General features: G+C 48.2%; 12 protein-coding genes. 11 read left to right on the top strand and 1 reads right to left on the bottom strand.

Going from position 1 to position 15,581, the window contains the following annotated elements; all coding sequences use genetic code 11:
* The first annotated feature begins 255 nt into the window (after positions 1 to 255).
* Positions 256 to 669 (top strand): SEL1-like repeat protein, encoded by a 414-nt coding sequence (locus tag JZ784_RS12650; protein ID WP_005013237.1) that lies wholly within the window; start codon positions 256 to 258, stop codon positions 667 to 669.
* Positions 670 to 728: 59 nt separating this feature from the next.
* On the opposite strand, the gene ettA is transcribed toward JZ784_RS12650, so the two are convergent.
* Positions 729 to 2,390, bottom strand: coding sequence for an energy-dependent translational throttle protein EttA (ettA, locus tag JZ784_RS12645; protein WP_004691537.1), 1,662 nt, complete (start codon positions 2,388 to 2,390; stop codon positions 729 to 731).
* Between the two features lie 295 nt (positions 2,391 to 2,685).
* Here ettA and JZ784_RS12640 point away from each other — a divergent pair, with 295 nt between their 5' ends.
* The 10 genes from JZ784_RS12640 (at position 2,686) to JZ784_RS12595 (ending at position 15,578) form a co-directional block, all read left to right on the top strand.
* Positions 2,686 to 3,963, top strand: a complete 1,278-nt coding sequence (locus JZ784_RS12640) for an aminotransferase class I/II-fold pyridoxal phosphate-dependent enzyme (protein WP_346315104.1) — start codon at positions 2,686 to 2,688, stop codon at positions 3,961 to 3,963.
* A gap of 587 nt (positions 3,964 to 4,550) precedes the next feature.
* The gene (locus JZ784_RS12635) at positions 4,551 to 5,438 is read left to right on the top strand and encodes an SDR family NAD(P)-dependent oxidoreductase (RefSeq protein ID WP_005013241.1); all 888 of its coding nucleotides are present in this window, start codon (positions 4,551 to 4,553) and stop codon (positions 5,436 to 5,438) included.
* A gap of 219 nt (positions 5,439 to 5,657) precedes the next feature.
* The gene (gene hisIE, locus JZ784_RS12630) at positions 5,658 to 6,440 is read left to right on the top strand and encodes a bifunctional phosphoribosyl-AMP cyclohydrolase/phosphoribosyl-ATP diphosphatase HisIE (protein ID WP_346315103.1); all 783 of its coding nucleotides are present in this window, start codon (positions 5,658 to 5,660) and stop codon (positions 6,438 to 6,440) included.
* A 19-nt stretch (positions 6,441 to 6,459) separates the two neighbouring features.
* Entirely contained in the window at positions 6,460 to 7,962 is a 1,503-nt protein-coding gene (locus JZ784_RS12625; RefSeq protein WP_018572855.1) for a UvrD-helicase domain-containing protein, read from the top strand.
* 37 nt (positions 7,963 to 7,999) lie between these two features.
* Positions 8,000 to 9,430, top strand: coding sequence for an AAA family ATPase (locus JZ784_RS12620; RefSeq protein WP_346315102.1), 1,431 nt, complete (start codon positions 8,000 to 8,002; stop codon positions 9,428 to 9,430).
* A 338-nt stretch (positions 9,431 to 9,768) separates the two neighbouring features.
* Positions 9,769 to 12,606, top strand: coding sequence for a monovalent cation/H+ antiporter subunit A (locus JZ784_RS12615; RefSeq protein WP_346315220.1), 2,838 nt, complete (start codon positions 9,769 to 9,771; stop codon positions 12,604 to 12,606).
* Positions 12,607 to 12,610: 4 nt separating this feature from the next.
* Complete coding sequence (locus JZ784_RS12610; RefSeq protein ID WP_005013260.1) at positions 12,611 to 12,976, top strand: Na+/H+ antiporter subunit C; 366 nt, start codon at positions 12,611 to 12,613, stop codon at positions 12,974 to 12,976.
* A complete protein-coding gene (locus JZ784_RS12605) occupies positions 12,976 to 14,784 on the top strand; it encodes a monovalent cation/H+ antiporter subunit D (RefSeq protein WP_346315101.1) in 1,809 nt (602 codons plus the stop codon). Before JZ784_RS12610 ends, JZ784_RS12605 begins: the two co-directional genes overlap by 1 nt.
* The gene (locus JZ784_RS12600) at positions 14,785 to 15,306 is read left to right on the top strand and encodes a Na+/H+ antiporter subunit E (protein ID WP_005013268.1); all 522 of its coding nucleotides are present in this window, start codon (positions 14,785 to 14,787) and stop codon (positions 15,304 to 15,306) included.
* Complete coding sequence (locus JZ784_RS12595; protein WP_005013270.1) at positions 15,303 to 15,578, top strand: monovalent cation/H+ antiporter subunit F; 276 nt, start codon at positions 15,303 to 15,305, stop codon at positions 15,576 to 15,578. Before JZ784_RS12600 ends, JZ784_RS12595 begins: the two co-directional genes overlap by 4 nt.
* Positions 15,579 to 15,581 lie beyond the last annotated feature (3 nt).

The following is a 15,581-nucleotide window of genomic DNA, read 5'->3' as shown; positions in this document are numbered from 1 at the left end:
TTAACTGATATTTAAATGAGTTCAAACTGTTAAGTTTTTGAAGAAATACCCGTGATGGCAACTAAGCATCAGAATTTACAGAATATTAAGTGATAAAAAAAACTGCGCAGTCACTTACTTAGTCTATTTATTCATGTTAAATTTCAACCAGTACAGTTATAAATTTCAACAAAAAGTAACGTGATATATAACTTTACGCATTATAAATTAAACAACAGCTAGCCAGAAAATGTAACATTTATAAAGGAGTTCAGCATGATCAAATACGTTATAAAAATGATCAGTTCTGCTTTGTTACACTCTTCAAATGAAGAAATGCAAGGAATGCATTCACTGATTTTGGAAGCCAACAAGAATTATGTTCAAGGTGAGTATTTTGAACATCTCGCCATTCAACACCATCAAGAATTTTTATTGCATCATGCCGACAGTCAAACTGACCCCTCTAACATTGACTGCCGCAATGCAATTTGGAGTTTTTTAAATGCCGCCTTAAGAGGGCATAAAGAAGCTCAATATAAATTAGGAATTTGCTATCTCAATGGAGAATTAGGCTTAGAAAGGAATTTCAGTCTAGCCGAATTATGGCTGAAAAAAGCAGCCGATCAAGGATACGCCCCTGCAAATAATGCGCTTATCCATGCATATGAAAAAATCGTATTCAGCTGAATCCTGCGCAATAAAAAACCAGCCTTCGGGCTGGTTTTTTAATTGAATTAACGAAAGCGTTAACCGCCAATTTTCTTGTATTTGGTCCGTTTTTGAACCGCAGCATCACCTAAACGCGCTAAACGATAGGCTTCATACTCAGCATAGTTACCTTCGTAGAATTCAGGCTGTTCGTTCTCAAACGACAAGATGTGCGTTGCAATACGGTCAAGGAACCAACGGTCGTGCGACACCACCATTACCGTACCTGGGAATACAAGAATTGCATCCTCAAGCGCACGTAAGGTTTCGATATCCAAGTCGTTCGATGGCTCATCCAGTAAGATGACGTTTGCGCCCATTTGCAAGATTTTCGCTAGTTGTAAACGGTTACGCTCACCACCTGACAACTCACCTACACGCTTCTGCTGGTCTTGACCTTTAAAGTTAAAGCGACCGATATAAGCACGTGATGCAATTTCATAATCGCCAATTCTTAAGATATCCAAACCGCCTGAAACTTCTTCCCAAACAGTTTTGTTGTTATCTAAGGTGTCACGAATCTGACCCACATACGCTACTTTAACTGACTCACCCAAAGTCACCGTACCTGTATCTGGCTGTTGTTCACCAGTCATCATACGGAACAGTGTGGTTTTACCCGCACCGTTTGGACCCACGATACCCACAATTGCTGTAGGCGGTACGGTAAAGCTGAGGTTTTCGTACAGTACGCGACCATCAAATGATTTGCTGATGCCTTCCACTTCTACTACTTTATTGCCTAGGCGTGGACCAGGTGGAATATAGATTTCAGAAGTTTCGTTACGCTGTTGGAATTCGCGTGAGTTAAGCTCTTCAAAACGCTCCATACGCGCCTTGTTTTTCTTTTGCTGACCTTTCGCATTTGAACGAACCCATTCCAATTCTTTTTTCAATGCTTTAGCAAAAGATTCTTCTTGCTTGTTCTCTTGTTCTAGACGCGCATTCTTCTGCTCCAACCAAGAAGAATAGTTACCTTGATATGGAATACCCATACCGCGGTCAAGCTCAAGAATCCATTCCGCTACGTTATCCAAGAAATAACGGTCGTGCGTAATCGCCACAATGGTGCCCGCAAAGTCTTTCAAGAAACGCTCTAACCAAGACACAGATTCTGCATCCAAGTGGTTCGTCGGTTCGTCTAGAAGCAACATATCTGGCTTAGATAAAAGCAAACGACACAATGCAACACGACGACGCTCACCACCTGAAAGTAGTGTTACGTCTGCATCCCAAGCTGGTAGGTTCAAGGCAGCTGCAGCTTGATCCATTTGGTTGCTCAGGTTATGCGCATCCCATGAATGGATAATCGCTTCAAGTTTTTCTTGCTCTTTTGCCAATGCATCAAAGTCTGCATCTTCTGCTGCATATTCAGCAAATACTTCGTCCAAACGCGCCAAAGCATCCAATGGTTCACGTAAACCATCTTCTACGTTTCCACGGACATCTTTATTTGGATCAAGTGGCGGCTCTTGTTCTAAGTAACCGATTTTGATACCCGGTTGCGCACGCGCTTCACCAGAGAAATCTTTGTCTACGCCCGCCATAATACGAAGCAAGGTCGATTTACCTGCACCGTTTAAACCAAGTACACCAATTTTTGCACCCGGGAAAAATGACAAAGAGATGTCTTTTAAGATTTCGCGCTTAGGCGGAACCATCTTAGACACTCGGTTCATCGTATAAATATATTGGGCCACGTAGGACTCCTCAATAGAAAAACCAAAAAATCGCAAGAAGCGAAAAAATATTTGCGGGCATTATACGATGAATACGTTGAAAAAATAAGGCATGAAACCGATCTTCAATGCAATGTTACAACTTTCAGCACGGTTGTTTTTTAAACATCACTTTTATCGCACTTTTACGCAGACAAGAAGCTACGCGCAGCTCATCTTTATGAATTTTTTAGATAAATATTCATTATTTTCACACTTTAACTCATATTCATTGATGGTAGACTGTGCAATATTTAACTCACGCAGATGAAGTCCCATGACCTATAAAGATGAAACTTTGGCTATCCATGCTGGATATAGCCCCGAAGCCACCACCAAAGCAGTGGCCGTACCGATTTATCAAACCACGTCTTATGCCTTTGATAATACGCAGCATGGTGCGGATTTATTTGACCTTAAAGTACAAGGCAATATTTATACTCGAATTATGAACCCGACCACTGCAGTGCTAGAACAACGATTAGCCGCACTCGAAGGGGGAATTGGCGCGTTGGCCTTAGCCTCTGGCATGGCTGCCATCACCTATGCCATTCAAACCATTACCGAAGCAGGGGACAACATTGCTTCTGTTTCAACCTTGTACGGTGGCACCTATAACCTGTTTGCCCACACTCTACCGAAACAAGGCATTGAAGTCCGTTTCTTTGATTATCAAGATCCAGAAGCCCTACGCGGTTTAATTGATGAAAAAACCAAATTGGTCTTTATTGAATCGATTGGCAATCCACTCGGCAACATCATTGACCTAGAAGCGATTGCCAAAATCGCACATGAATATGGTGTACCCGTGGTGGTCGATAATACTGTCGCAACTCCTGCGCTGCTGAAGCCCTTTGAATACGGGGCTGATATTGTGGTGCATTCACTGACCAAATATATTGGAGGTCATGGCAACTCAATTGGCGGCGCGATTGTCGATAGCGGCAAATTCCCTTGGGGCAAATATCCTGAGCGCTTTAAAGTGCTGAATACGCCAGACCCAAGCTATCACGGCGTGAACTATGTCGAAGCTCTAGGCGAAGCAGCTTATATCGCGCGTGCCCGCGTGGTGCCATTACGCAATACCGGCGCGGCCATTAGCCCTTTAAGCGTGTTCCTAATTCTGCAAGGCTTAGAAACCCTGAATCTGCGTATGGAACGCCATACTGAAAATGCGCAGAAAGTCGCGGAATATTTGCAAGCCCATCCCAAAGTCAAATGGGTCAACTATGCGGGACTGAAAGACCACCCGCAGCATGCGTTGGCGCAAAAATACGTTAAAGGGAAACCTTCCGCGATTTTATCCTTTGGGGTAGAAGATGCCCGTGAAGGCGGCACGCGCTTTATTGATGCCCTACAACTGTTTACACGTTTGGTCAATATTGGTGATGCCAAAAGCTTGGCGTGTCATCCTGCAACCACAACACATCGACAGCTGAATGAAGCGGAATTAAAGTCTGCTGGAGTAAGCATTGATATGGTGCGTTTATCTGTAGGCATTGAACATATTGATGATTTGATTGCAGATTTGGAACAGGCGTTGTCCAAAGTTTAATCCCCAAAAGAGCCGCATCTTCAGTCTTAGAAATGTGGCTCTTTTTATGAACAGTTTAAAAAAAGCAGCCTGCATTTATCCTCTGTCGCCAGCGCTTTACCTTCTGCAAAATGCACTGTCAGTTCCTGCCCTGCATCATGACGGAACAGACAAACGGGTTATTCAAGGACACCGCATCAGGTTTAAAAAGCGTGCATGATTTTCAATCTCCCCGCTCAATAAAGCTTACTCAAAATCAAAAAACAGTGGCAAAATTGAATAAAAAGGCCTTTTTTTAGGCATTTTTCAGGGTTATTTCAGCACGCATTTCTTGCTGAAAATCATTCAAAAAATCATCGGCATAATGAATTTTGAAAAAAGCTTTTCTTTCCTTTTTTTATATGGTAAAAATCCACTAACAGCACAGATAGAAATAGAGCTTTTACTCTAAATTTATTTTTAAATTCAACAAGTTAATTTATAGCTTTTCAAGTTAAATACGCTATCATAGCCGCATGGAATACTGCTGACTTCATAAAGAAGCAAGTGCAGTCAGGCAATAAAAACAAATGCACTGAATCACATTTATTCAAATCAGGGAACTAAGCGTGAAACAAAGATTAGAAAAACTCTTTCAAGAAAAAGTGAATGGAAAAACTGTCCTCATTACTGGCGCATCAAGCGGCATCGGCCTAACTGCAGCCCACCGCTTAGCGGATGCCGGCGCACATGTTCTGCTGGTCGCCCGCACCAAAGAAACATTAGACGAAGTTAAAGCCGAGATTGAAGCCAAAGGCGGTCAAGCCTCTGTGTTCCCATGCGATTTGAACGACATGGATTCCATTGATGAGGTTTCTAAGCAGATTCTGGCCTCTGTTGATCATATTGATATCCTCATCAATAATGCGGGCCGCTCTATCCGCCGTGCAGTCCATGAATCCACTGACCGTTTTCATGACTTTGAACGCACCATGCAGCTGAATTATTTCGGCGCCATCCGCCTGGTCATGAATATCCTGCCGCAAATGATGATCCGCCGCGAAGGCCATATCATCAATATCAGCTCAATTGGCGTTTTGGCGAATGCGACACGCTTCTCCGCTTATGTCGCATCTAAAGCGGCTCTGGATGCGTTCAGCCGCTGCCTTTCTGCCGAAGTGCATTCGCATAAAATTGCCATTACGTCTATTTATATGCCGCTGGTGCGCACGCCAATGATCGCGCCGACGAAAATCTATAAATACGTGCCGACACTGTCTCCTGAACAGGCTTCAGATTTAATCGCCTACGCCATTGTGAAGCGTCCGAAGAAAGTGGCGACCAATTTAGGCCGTTTAGCGTCAATTACCTATTCTATTGCGCCAGACATCAACAATAAATTAATGTCTATTGGCTATAACTTATTCCCAAGCTCGTCCGCATCTGTGGGCAAACAGGAAAAGTTGAATTTTGTGCAGAAAGCCTATGCCCGCTTATTCCCAGGCGAACACTGGTAAGCCGCTTTTGATTTAAGCATCACGGATTTTTTAAATAAGCCCAGCCTTGGGCTTATTTTTTTATGGGTTGCCCAGCAAACGCAGCAAACCGACAAACAGCAGCCGCCTTTCGAAAATTGCTTAAGTTTTAGTTCCTCTATTCAAGCCGGATGCCGTACACTATGCCTTGCAGCTGAAACTGCAATTTATTTATTTGAACAAAATTTGGGTGTAATCCACATGAACAATCTGCAATGGCTCGATGAAGTAAAATTTAACGAACAAGGCTTAGTGCCTGCTATTGCACAGCATCATCAAACTGGCCGTATTTTGATGGTGGCGTGGATGAACCGTGAAGCTTTAGCGCTGACCGCAGAAAAAAATCAAGCGGTGTATTTTTCGCGTTCACGTCAAAAACTGTGGCACAAAGGTGAAGAGTCCGGCCATTTTCAAACCGTGCATGAAATCCGCCTAGACTGCGATGCAGATGTGATTGTGCTGCAGATTGAACAGCACGGCGGCATTGCCTGCCATACTGGCCGGGAATCGTGCTTCTACCGCAAGTTGACTGTAAGCGGCTGGGAAACTGTCGATGCGCAGCTGAAAGACCCTAGCCAAATTTACGGTGAAAAGTCTGTAAACCCGCACACGCTGGCAATGAATGCATCGAATGCCCAGTCTGAACAAGTCGAAGTTCTAGACTACCTCGGCCAGATGATGGCGGAGCGCAAGCAAGCAGATCCGGACTCCTCTTATGTGGCAAAGCTGTATCACAAAGGCCTGAATAAGATCTTAGAAAAAATCGGCGAAGAAGGCGTTGAAACGATTATTGCAGCGAAAGATTTTAAATCTGAGGCCAATGAAGACAACAAAAACGACCTGATCTACGAAGTGGCAGATTTATGGTTCCATACCATTGTCATGCTGGGCTACTTTGACCTTGAACCGCAATTGGTGCTGAACGAACTGGCGCGCCGCCAAGGCTTGTCAGGCTTGGTTGAAAAAGCCAGCCGCTCTCACTGAAACGTTACGGCATCCTCCATTGACTGATCAGAAAAAACCGAGCGCGACCTATGAGCAGGCCACTGCCATTGATAACGCTCGCCTGGGCAAATCCTTTAAAGTCATTGCCTATGCCGGCACAGGAAAAACCACCACCCTGCAAATGATCAGTGATGCCATGCCGCAGCGCCGCGGCATGTATCTGGCCTTCAACAAAGCGATTGCCAGCGAAGCGCAGCAGAAATTTCATGGCAACGTCGACTGCCGTACCTTTCACTCCTTGGCTTACCGAAGCGTTCCACGTGGAGTCACTGACAAGCTGCGCCTGCCGCGTTTAAGCCCCAGCTTTATGGCCAAAGAATACCGCTTAACGCCGATTACGCTGCGCCGCATGATGGGCGGGCGCTATGAACAGTATGTGCTGATGCCCTCCCGCTTAGCCAGCCTAGTGGCCAATGCGGTCAGCTATTTCTGCTCGACCAATTCGCAATACCCTGCCCCGCGCCATCTGCAGGCGCCAAGCTGGCTTCATCCTGACGACATTAGCGCCTTGCAGACACATTTATACCCCGCTATTGAACGGCGCTGGCTGGAGTCTATAGACCCGCGTCATGAAGCAGGCATCAGCCATGACATTTACCTGAAACTCTGGGCATTGTCCGAGCCGAATATTCCCGCCGATTATGTGCTGTTTGATGAAGCGCAGGATGCTGATCCACTGATGCTTGGCATCCTGCTGAAGCAGCGCAGCACGCAAGTCATTTATGTCGGCGATGCGCATCAGCAGATTTATGCCTGGCGCGGCGCTGTCAATGCCATGCAGCAGCTGCCTTTGCCGGAATCCCGCCTGACAACCTCATTCCGTTTTGGTGAAGAAATCGCCCTGAATGCCAATGCTATTTTAGGCGCTCTCAATGAAACAGTGCCGCTGCTGGGCAACCCGCTGATGAACTCAAAAGTCGTCAATAAGCCGCATACCAAACAGCGCGATGCGATTTTATGCCGCACCAATGCCCGCGCCATGGAACTGCTGCTGGCCGGCCTGGTGCACGGTGAAAAAGTCAGCCTGCAGGCTGACCATGCCAAGCTCAACCGTTTTGTCGATGCCGCCTCTATGCTGAAACAGGGCAAGCGCGTGACCGATGTGCCTGAACTGGCATGGTTCAATTCATGGCATGACGTGCATGAATACTGTGAAACCAATGATGGCAGCGACATCAAGCCGCTGGTGAAACTGGTGGATGATCACGGCACCGACCCTTTAAAACGCGCGCTGGCCAAAATCACTCCCATTGATCAGGCGGATTACATTATCTCAACGGCGCACAAAGCCAAAGGCTTGGAATGGGAACGCGTGCATATTGAAGATGACTATCAATTCAGGCTGAACGAGAAAGACTATAAAATTAGTGACGAAGAGTTACGATTGCTGTACGTGGCCTGCACACGTGCTAAAGTAAGTTTAAACATTCACCATATTTATGACCTGATGCAGATGCTCAAGCGGGAGATGCCGCAGTCATTGCGCCGTGCGGTAAGCTAAGCATTCCAGAGAACCCCAAATCAGCTGAAGGTGTGTTATGAAAATTGAATCCATCCAGCTCAAGCACACCTTGCATTTCACCGACCTGCAGGCAAAATTCAACTGCCATGAGCAGCCAGTTGCCTTAATTTTAGGCGATCAGGGTTCCGGAAAAACCTCTATCCTGCGCTTCACCTATCAGGCGCTGACTTGGTTTGCCGCCCGCTATAAAGACCTGCGCACCGCGGGTGTGGTGATGCTGGATCAGGACATCATGCTGAACCGCCTGCAGGCTAAAATTGATGTGCGGATCAGTTATCCTGCTGAAATGGGGAAATTATCCAGCAACCATGACCTGCCCTTAAACGGACCAGAAAGCCGGCAGGCTGCATCAGACACCGATTATTTTCATTGCTCTTGGCAACTGTATAAAACCTTAAACAGCCAAGGCATGGGCATCAGCAAAGCAGAAACGCCGCAGCTGGAAGAATTGGCGGCCCGCTATCAGCGCGCTTTAAAAGACGACCCGCTGCTCGGCTTGCCGCTCATCGCCTATTACCCTGCGGAACGCTTTGTCAATGAAGTGAACTTGCTGAATAAAAACAATCCTGCCATTTTTCAGCCCGCGCATGCTTACGAAATTTCAGCCATTCCTTTCACCACCTTCAGCCGGTTTTTTGAATGGTTCCGCGAAATCTGCGACATCGAAAATGCGCAAAGCGCTCAGATGGTGCAAGACATTCTGCATAAAAATAAATCAGGCGCAGCTGCGGAAATAAAATCCGACAGCTTCTTCGCCAGCCGCATTACCCAAGCCCTTGCAGAAATGCACGCGCCTGCATTGCAGTCGCTTAGACGCGCCTTGGCCATTGTTCTGCCTGAATTCAGCAACATCTATCTGCAATATCATCCCAAATTGCAGCTGATGGTGACTTATCAAGGCCAAGCCATGCTGTTTCAGCAGCTGTCCAACAGCATCCGCAATTTAACGGCTTTGGTTGGGGATATTGTGCGGCGCATGTGCCTGCTTAATCCAGCCAGCCTCTATCCTTGTGAAGAAGGTGAAGGCATTCTGCTGATTGACGCGATTGACCATCAGCTGGATCAGAACATGGCGCAAGCCATTTTACCCGCTTTGCATCGGGCCTTCCCGCGCCTGCAGATCATTGCCACAGGCAATCGTCCGGAACTGCTGGAGCAGGCATCGGCCTTTCAATGCTTCAAACTTGACAATAAACAGCTGTCGCCAATTCAAACAGAGCCGCAGCAGTTTGAAGAGATTTATGCGCAGCTTTATTCAGAGGGCGCTCTTTTGCCTGCAGAAACTGACAGCCAGCCTTCCCTCTTGCAAGAACCGCCAGCAGATATGCCGACAGCAGAATCGCTGCTGCTGCAAATTCAGCAGCAGCTGGACGGCGAACAGCAGCAGGAATTAATCCGCCTCTTGAATGGCAGCGGCCCCAGCCTCAGCAGCGGCCGCCTACTTTAAAGCATGCTGCAGCGCTCAATAAACTGCTGGGCAAATTCATATTTGGCAGAAAATGCAGACTGTTCAGCCCATCACCCCACAGACAATTGCAGCAGGCGTATAATGTTGAACGGATGCAGAAAAAAGATTGAAGTTGAGGCTGTGCTGTAATATGATCGGTTTTACTTGCAATTTCTATATTAAAATCGGAATTTGCAATCATTTACATGCTGCGCAATACAGCTGCTTTAATTTTCAATACATTGGCTTTCAAGATTAAACACTTTGGATCGCTCCTTGCTGTCCTGAAACGCTTGAAAGATGAAGATTCACTCTAGGTGCATAACCTAATCACGACAATGGATACGAGTGTGCTGCCGATTATTATATTGTTACCGCTAGTGCTGGGTACATGCCTTGTTTCCTGGCTCAAGCAGTTCTCCCGCGGAGCAACAGCCTTTGGGGCTATTGGGGTCAGCATCAGCAGTTTAGCGCTGCTCCTGACTCAGGCAAAAGACGTCTTTAATGGCCAAGTGCTCATTCAAACATGGTCATGGCTTCCCCAGCTGGGCCTGGATTTCAGCTTCCGCTTAGATTCACTGGGCCTGCTGTTCTCCCTGCTGATCACCGGCATCGGCACACTGATTTATATCTACGCGTATTATTACCTCAGCCCTAAAAACTCCCTCAGCAAGCTGTATATGATGCTCATGCTGTTCATGGCAGCCATGCTGGGCATTTCTCTGTCAAACAACTTAATGCTGCTGCTGGTCTTTTGGGAGTTGACCAGTATTTCATCTTTCCTGCTGGTCGGTTACTGGAGCAATTACGAAGCCGCCCAGCGCGGTTCACGCATGGCGCTCACCATTACCGGCATGGGCGGGCTGTGCATGCTGGGGGCCTTTGTTTTACTCGGCCAAGTGACCGGCACTTATCAAATTGACCAAATTCTCGGCATGGGGGAACTCATTCAAAACCATGCGTTGTTTGTGCCGATTCTGCTGCTGACCTTAATCGGCGCATTTACCAAAAGCGCGCAGTTCCCGTTCCACTTTTGGCTGCCGAATGCCATGGCCGCGCCCACACCGGTCTCTGCGTACCTGCACTCTGCAACCATGGTCAAAGCCGGAATTTTCCTGCTGGCGCGCTTGCTGCCGATTTTTGCCGGCGCAGCGCTCTATCATAATATTGTGACCTTTGTCGGCCTGTTTACTTTATGCATGGCGGCATTCTTTGCGATTTTCAAAGAAGATTTAAAAGGCTTACTGGCCTACTCGACCATCAGCCATTTGGGCCTGATTGTCTGCCTGCTGGGCATCGGTTCGCCGCTGGCCGTAGCCGCAGCCATTTTCCATATCATTAACCACGCGACATTTAAAGCGGCCCTGTTCATGCTTGCCGGCATCATCGATCATGAATCCGGCACCCGTGACCTGCGCAAGCTCAGCGGCTTATGGCAGCTGCTGCCCTTTACCGCCACCCTGACCATGATCACCGCCGCCTCTATGGCTGGCGTACCGCTGACCAATGGTTTCCTGTCTAAAGAGATGTTCTTTACCGAGCTGCTGCGTGAACTGTCCGGGCCTATTCTGATTGGCTCCGCAATTACAGCAACACTGGCTGGGATCTTTGCCGTCGCCTACTCTATCCGCCTGGTGCATGGGGTCTTTTTTGACGGCCCGGTCGGCAAAGATGTCCCCAACAAAAATGCGCATGAACCGCCATTCGGAATGCGTGCGCCTGCAACGCTTTTAGCTGTTCTCTGCATTTTAGTGGGCCTGCTCCCTGCCCTGCTGATAGAGCAAATTGTGAATAGCACGGCACAGGCCAGCACCCAGAATTTTGCCTTTGAAGGCGTGCATATCGCCCTCTGGCATGGTTTCAACATTCCGCTGGTCATGAGCCTGATCGCGCTATTCGGCGGCATCATCTTCTATTTTTCATTGGCCAAAGGCGGACGTATCCGCTCAATTGACCTTGATCCGGCGCTGGGCAAGTTTCAGGGCAGAATTCTATTTGACCTTTTTTTAAAGCATCTTTTGCTGCAGTCACGCAAATTCAAGCGGGCAACAGAAAACGGATCACTGCAAAGCTACTTGATATGGATTATCCTGTTCAGCATTGCGGTTGTTGCCGTGCCGCTGACCTCGCAAGGCATTAGCACAGGCACCCGTGAACTGACTCATGCGCCTGCCATCGCCATTGTTTTGTGGATGCTGCTGTTCTCTGCCTGCTGGATGATGCTGTGGTTTCATCATGAACGCATTAAAGCGGTTCTGATCAGCGGCGCTGTGGGTCTAGTGGTGACCATGGTCTTTATTTGCTTCTCTGCGCCGGACTTGGCCTTAACGCAAATTACGGTGGATGTCGTCACCACAGTGCTGCTGCTGATGAGCCTGTCTTTACTTCCTCAGTTAACGCCTTATGAATCCAGCGTTTCGCGGCGCTGGCGCGATGCCCTGATTGCAATTGGCGGGGGCGCCGGCATTGCCTGGATTACCTGGCTGATTCTGACCCGTGACCACAATTCAATTTCATGGTTTTTCATGCAGCAGTCGATTCCGCTGGGCGGCGGCACCAATGTCGTGAATGTCATTTTGGTTGATTTCCGCGGATTCGATACCTTCGGTGAAATCACAGTCTTGGGGATCGCCGCGATTGGCGCGCTCTGCCTGATGGATGGCATGCGGGCGCACGGCACCACGATTACCCAAGGGCTGAGCTACCGTTTTAATCCTTCACCGCTGATGTTCCGCATCACAGCGTCCTGGATACTGCCGCTGGCCTTGGTGGTCAGCCTGTACATTTTCCTGCGCGGGCACAATTTGCCCGGCGGCGGATTTATTGCAGGGCTGATTACTTCATTGGCGCTGATCATTCAATATATTGCCCTCGGTCAGGATCAGGCTGAACGCCTGCTCCATGCCAAATCCGGACGCCTGTATGAAATCTGGATCGGCATTGGCCTTGTGGTTGCCGGTTTCACTGGCCTTGGCGCGTGGTTCTGGGGGCGCCCATTCCTTACCAGCGCGCACATTTATGTTCATCCGCCTGTTATCGGCGAGATGCATTTAGCCAGTGCAGCCTTATTTGATGTTGGGGTCTATATCACAGTTGTCGGCGCAACCATGCTGATGATTTCCGTTCTGGGCGATTCCCGGCATTCCAGCATGTCTGGTCCAGTACCTAAAGGATAAGCACATGATCAGTTTAGAATTTTTATTGACTACTGCCATTGGCTTACTGACTGCGACAGGCATTTACTTAATCCTGCGGGCGCGTACTTTTCCTGTGGTGCTTGGCTTGGCGATGATCGGCTATGCCGTCAACCTATTTTTATTCGCCATGGGCCGCATTCAAATCAACGCCCCTGCCGTATTGACTGAAACAGCCAAATCCACCGATCCATTGCCGCAGGCGCTGGTGCTGACGGCAATTGTGATTGGATTTGCCACAACAGCCTTCATTGTGCAGCTGGCGTTGCGCAGCCGTTTTGAATCAGGAACAGATCACGTCGATGCGAAAGAGGAAATACCGCAATTTGATCCGCGGGAGGATGAGCCATAATGAATGACTTCATCCAATTTTGGGCCCAGCACACTCCAATTTTCAGTATTTTAATTCCGGCATTGACTGCATTTCTGCTCGTTCTATTAGGCAATCCCGGTTCTGGCGCACTCGCTCAGGACTGGCGTCAGCCTTGGCGGCGCGGCATCAGTTTTGTATCGTCCATTCTCGGGCTGCTGACTGCCGTCAGCTATTTGATTTTTGCCAGTTCGGGGCAAATCAGTGTTTATAATCTGGGTGAATGGGCTGCGCCATTTGGCATTGTCCTGGTGCTGGATCAGCTGTCAGCATTCATGCTGGTGCTGACCTACGGTTTGGCCGTGCCCATCATGTGGTACGCCAGTAAAGAATGGGACGAACGCGGGCGCTATTTCCATGCGATGTTCCATTTTCTGCTGATGGGGCTATGCGGCGCATTTCTCACCGGCGATTTATTCAACCTCTTTGTTTTCTTTGAAATCTTGCTGATGGCTTCTTATGTGCTGCTGCTGCATGGCCAAGGCAAGGCCCGGTTTCAGCTGGGCGTACATTATGTCACCATTAACCTGCTGGCTTCTGCGCTGTTCCTGATTGGCTTAGGCCTGATTTACGGCAGTGTCGGCAGCCTGAATATGGCGGATGTTGCCCGCCTAATGCCCTTATTGGAGCATGATCAGCACCGTCTGGCCGTAGCAGGCGGGCTTTTGCTTTTCGTGGTTTTCGGCATTAAAGCCGCCATGCTTCCTATCGGGTTTTGGCTGCCAAAAACTTATGCTGTGGCTGCAACGCCAGTGGCCGCACTATTTACCATTATGACCAAAGTCGGCATTTATGCCATTTTGCGGGTCAACGGTACAGTCTTTGATGATGAGGTCAGCCGGCAAATTCTGCAAAACTGGCTGCTGCCGATTGGCTTAATCACCTCGGTTTACGGCGTGATTGGCGCAATTGGCGCAGAACGCCTGCGCCGTTTTGTCGGTTTTATGATTTTATCCTCAATCGGCACCATCTTGATCGCCATTTCACTGTTCAGTACGCAGGCTTGGGCAGCAGGACTGTATTATCTGGTGCACAGCACTTTGGCCGGGGCCGCTTTTTATCTGCTGTGCGGGTGGATTACTTCTCAGCGCGGTGAATTTAAAGATCATTTTAAAATTGCCCCGCAGATGAAACAGCACAAAACTGTCGCCCTCACGTACTTCATTATTGCACTGATGATGGCTGGCCTGCCGCCATTCAGCGGTTTCCTCGGTAAAGTGTTTATTTTACAGGCGACATCTTCATCACCGCATCAGCTGCTGATTATTTTAACGGTGCTGGCTGTCAGCCTGCTCAGTATCATTGCCATGACGCGGGTCGGTTTCATTCTGTTCTGGCGCGCCAGCAAGCCTGAAGACAACCCAGAAACCATCGCATTCAAAGCTTATCAGGCATTGCCCGCAGAAGCGCCGAAACGCAATGACACAGCCATCTATATCCTGCTGGCAGGATTGCTTGCCTATATGGCATGCGCCGCGCCTATTTATCAGTATGTGCTGAATACTGCGCAGCAAATCCAAAATAATGCAATGTATGAAAATGTGCTGCTGAAAAAAGATGAGCATGGCGAGATAATCAGTGTCCAGCCATTTGACCCTGAAAACCTGCCAGAAACCAAATACGGCGGAGAAACAGCAGATCCGAATGCGCATTTGATACCGCAATTAATTGCGCCTGAAACCTTGGATGGAGAACATATTTCAGAATATAAAAAGCGTCAAATGCTGCAGCAAAAGCTTGAAGAAGAATCCGCTGCAGATGCTCAGCTTAAGCCCATGGAGGCGCAATAGATGAAAATCGCTTCAGTTTTTGAACGCTGGTTCCCTCATCCGCTGGTTTCTGTCATTGTCGGACTCAGCTGGCTGATGCTGAACCACAGCTTAGATGCAGGCACTATTTTAATGGCGCTGATTTTGGCGGTCGGCATTCCGCGCTTGGTTCGCCCTTTTATTGCGCGCACCCCCAATATTGATTGGCTCCCAGCCATTCGATTATTTTTTGTGGTGCTGTGGGACATCATTGTCAGCAATATCAAAGTCGCAAAATTGGTCTTGGGCCCGATGCATAAAATGCACCCAAAATGGTTTCGGATTCCCTTGGAAACACAGCATGAAGAAGTGAATACCCTATTGGCAATGATCATCACCACTACGCCTGGCACAGTGTCTGCAGGTATTGATCAGGACCGCGGCGATATCTTAGTGCATGCTTTAAGTGCCGATGATACTGAAGCTGAAATTCAAAATATCAAAGACCGCTATGAAAAACCGCTGATGCAAATTTTCGGTGTTCAGCCAGGAGAATCATCATGACCATTTTGCCTTATGCGCTGGCCATCTGCTTGGGCGCTGTCACGATCTCAATGCTTTTCTGCTTAATTCGGCTGATTATCGGGCCGTCTATCGTTGACCGCTTGCTGGCCTTAGATACTCTATTTTTGAACGCAACCTGCCTCATTGTGATTTTGGAAATTTACTGGGCCAGCACTGCCATGTTTGAAGGCGCGCTGCTGGTTGCAATGCTGGGCTTCGTCTCTACCGCCGCGCTGGCCCGCTATTTCACCACTGGCCATGTGATTGATTAGGAG

Source organism: Acinetobacter sp. CWB-B33 (assembly GCF_039655955.1).
In the GTDB taxonomy this organism is placed as follows: Bacteria; Pseudomonadota; Gammaproteobacteria; order Pseudomonadales; family Moraxellaceae; genus Acinetobacter; species Acinetobacter bouvetii.
The sequence above is the reverse complement of the archived record's forward strand: the minus strand, read 5'-3'. Positions and strand labels throughout refer to the sequence as shown.

What these genes read in the sequence shown, in the direction of transcription:
- JZ784_RS12610 (WP_005013260.1), top strand. Translation starts at nt 12,611, where the DNA reads ATGATCAGTTTAGAATTTTTATTGACTACTGCCATTGGCTTACTGACT.
- JZ784_RS12605 (WP_346315101.1), top strand. Translation starts at nt 12,976, where the DNA reads ATGAATGACTTCATCCAATTTTGGGCCCAGCACACTCCAATTTTCAGT.
- JZ784_RS12620 (WP_346315102.1), top strand. Translation starts at nt 8,000, where the DNA reads ATGAAAATTGAATCCATCCAGCTCAAGCACACCTTGCATTTCACCGAC.
- JZ784_RS12595 (WP_005013270.1), top strand. Translation starts at nt 15,303, where the DNA reads ATGACCATTTTGCCTTATGCGCTGGCCATCTGCTTGGGCGCTGTCACG.
- JZ784_RS12650 (WP_005013237.1), top strand. Translation starts at nt 256, where the DNA reads ATGATCAAATACGTTATAAAAATGATCAGTTCTGCTTTGTTACACTCT.
- JZ784_RS12640 (WP_346315104.1), top strand. Translation starts at nt 2,686, where the DNA reads ATGACCTATAAAGATGAAACTTTGGCTATCCATGCTGGATATAGCCCC.
- JZ784_RS12600 (WP_005013268.1), top strand. Translation starts at nt 14,785, where the DNA reads ATGAAAATCGCTTCAGTTTTTGAACGCTGGTTCCCTCATCCGCTGGTT.
- JZ784_RS12615 (WP_346315220.1), top strand. Translation starts at nt 9,769, where the DNA reads ATGGATACGAGTGTGCTGCCGATTATTATATTGTTACCGCTAGTGCTG.
- hisIE (WP_346315103.1), top strand. Translation starts at nt 5,658, where the DNA reads ATGAACAATCTGCAATGGCTCGATGAAGTAAAATTTAACGAACAAGGC.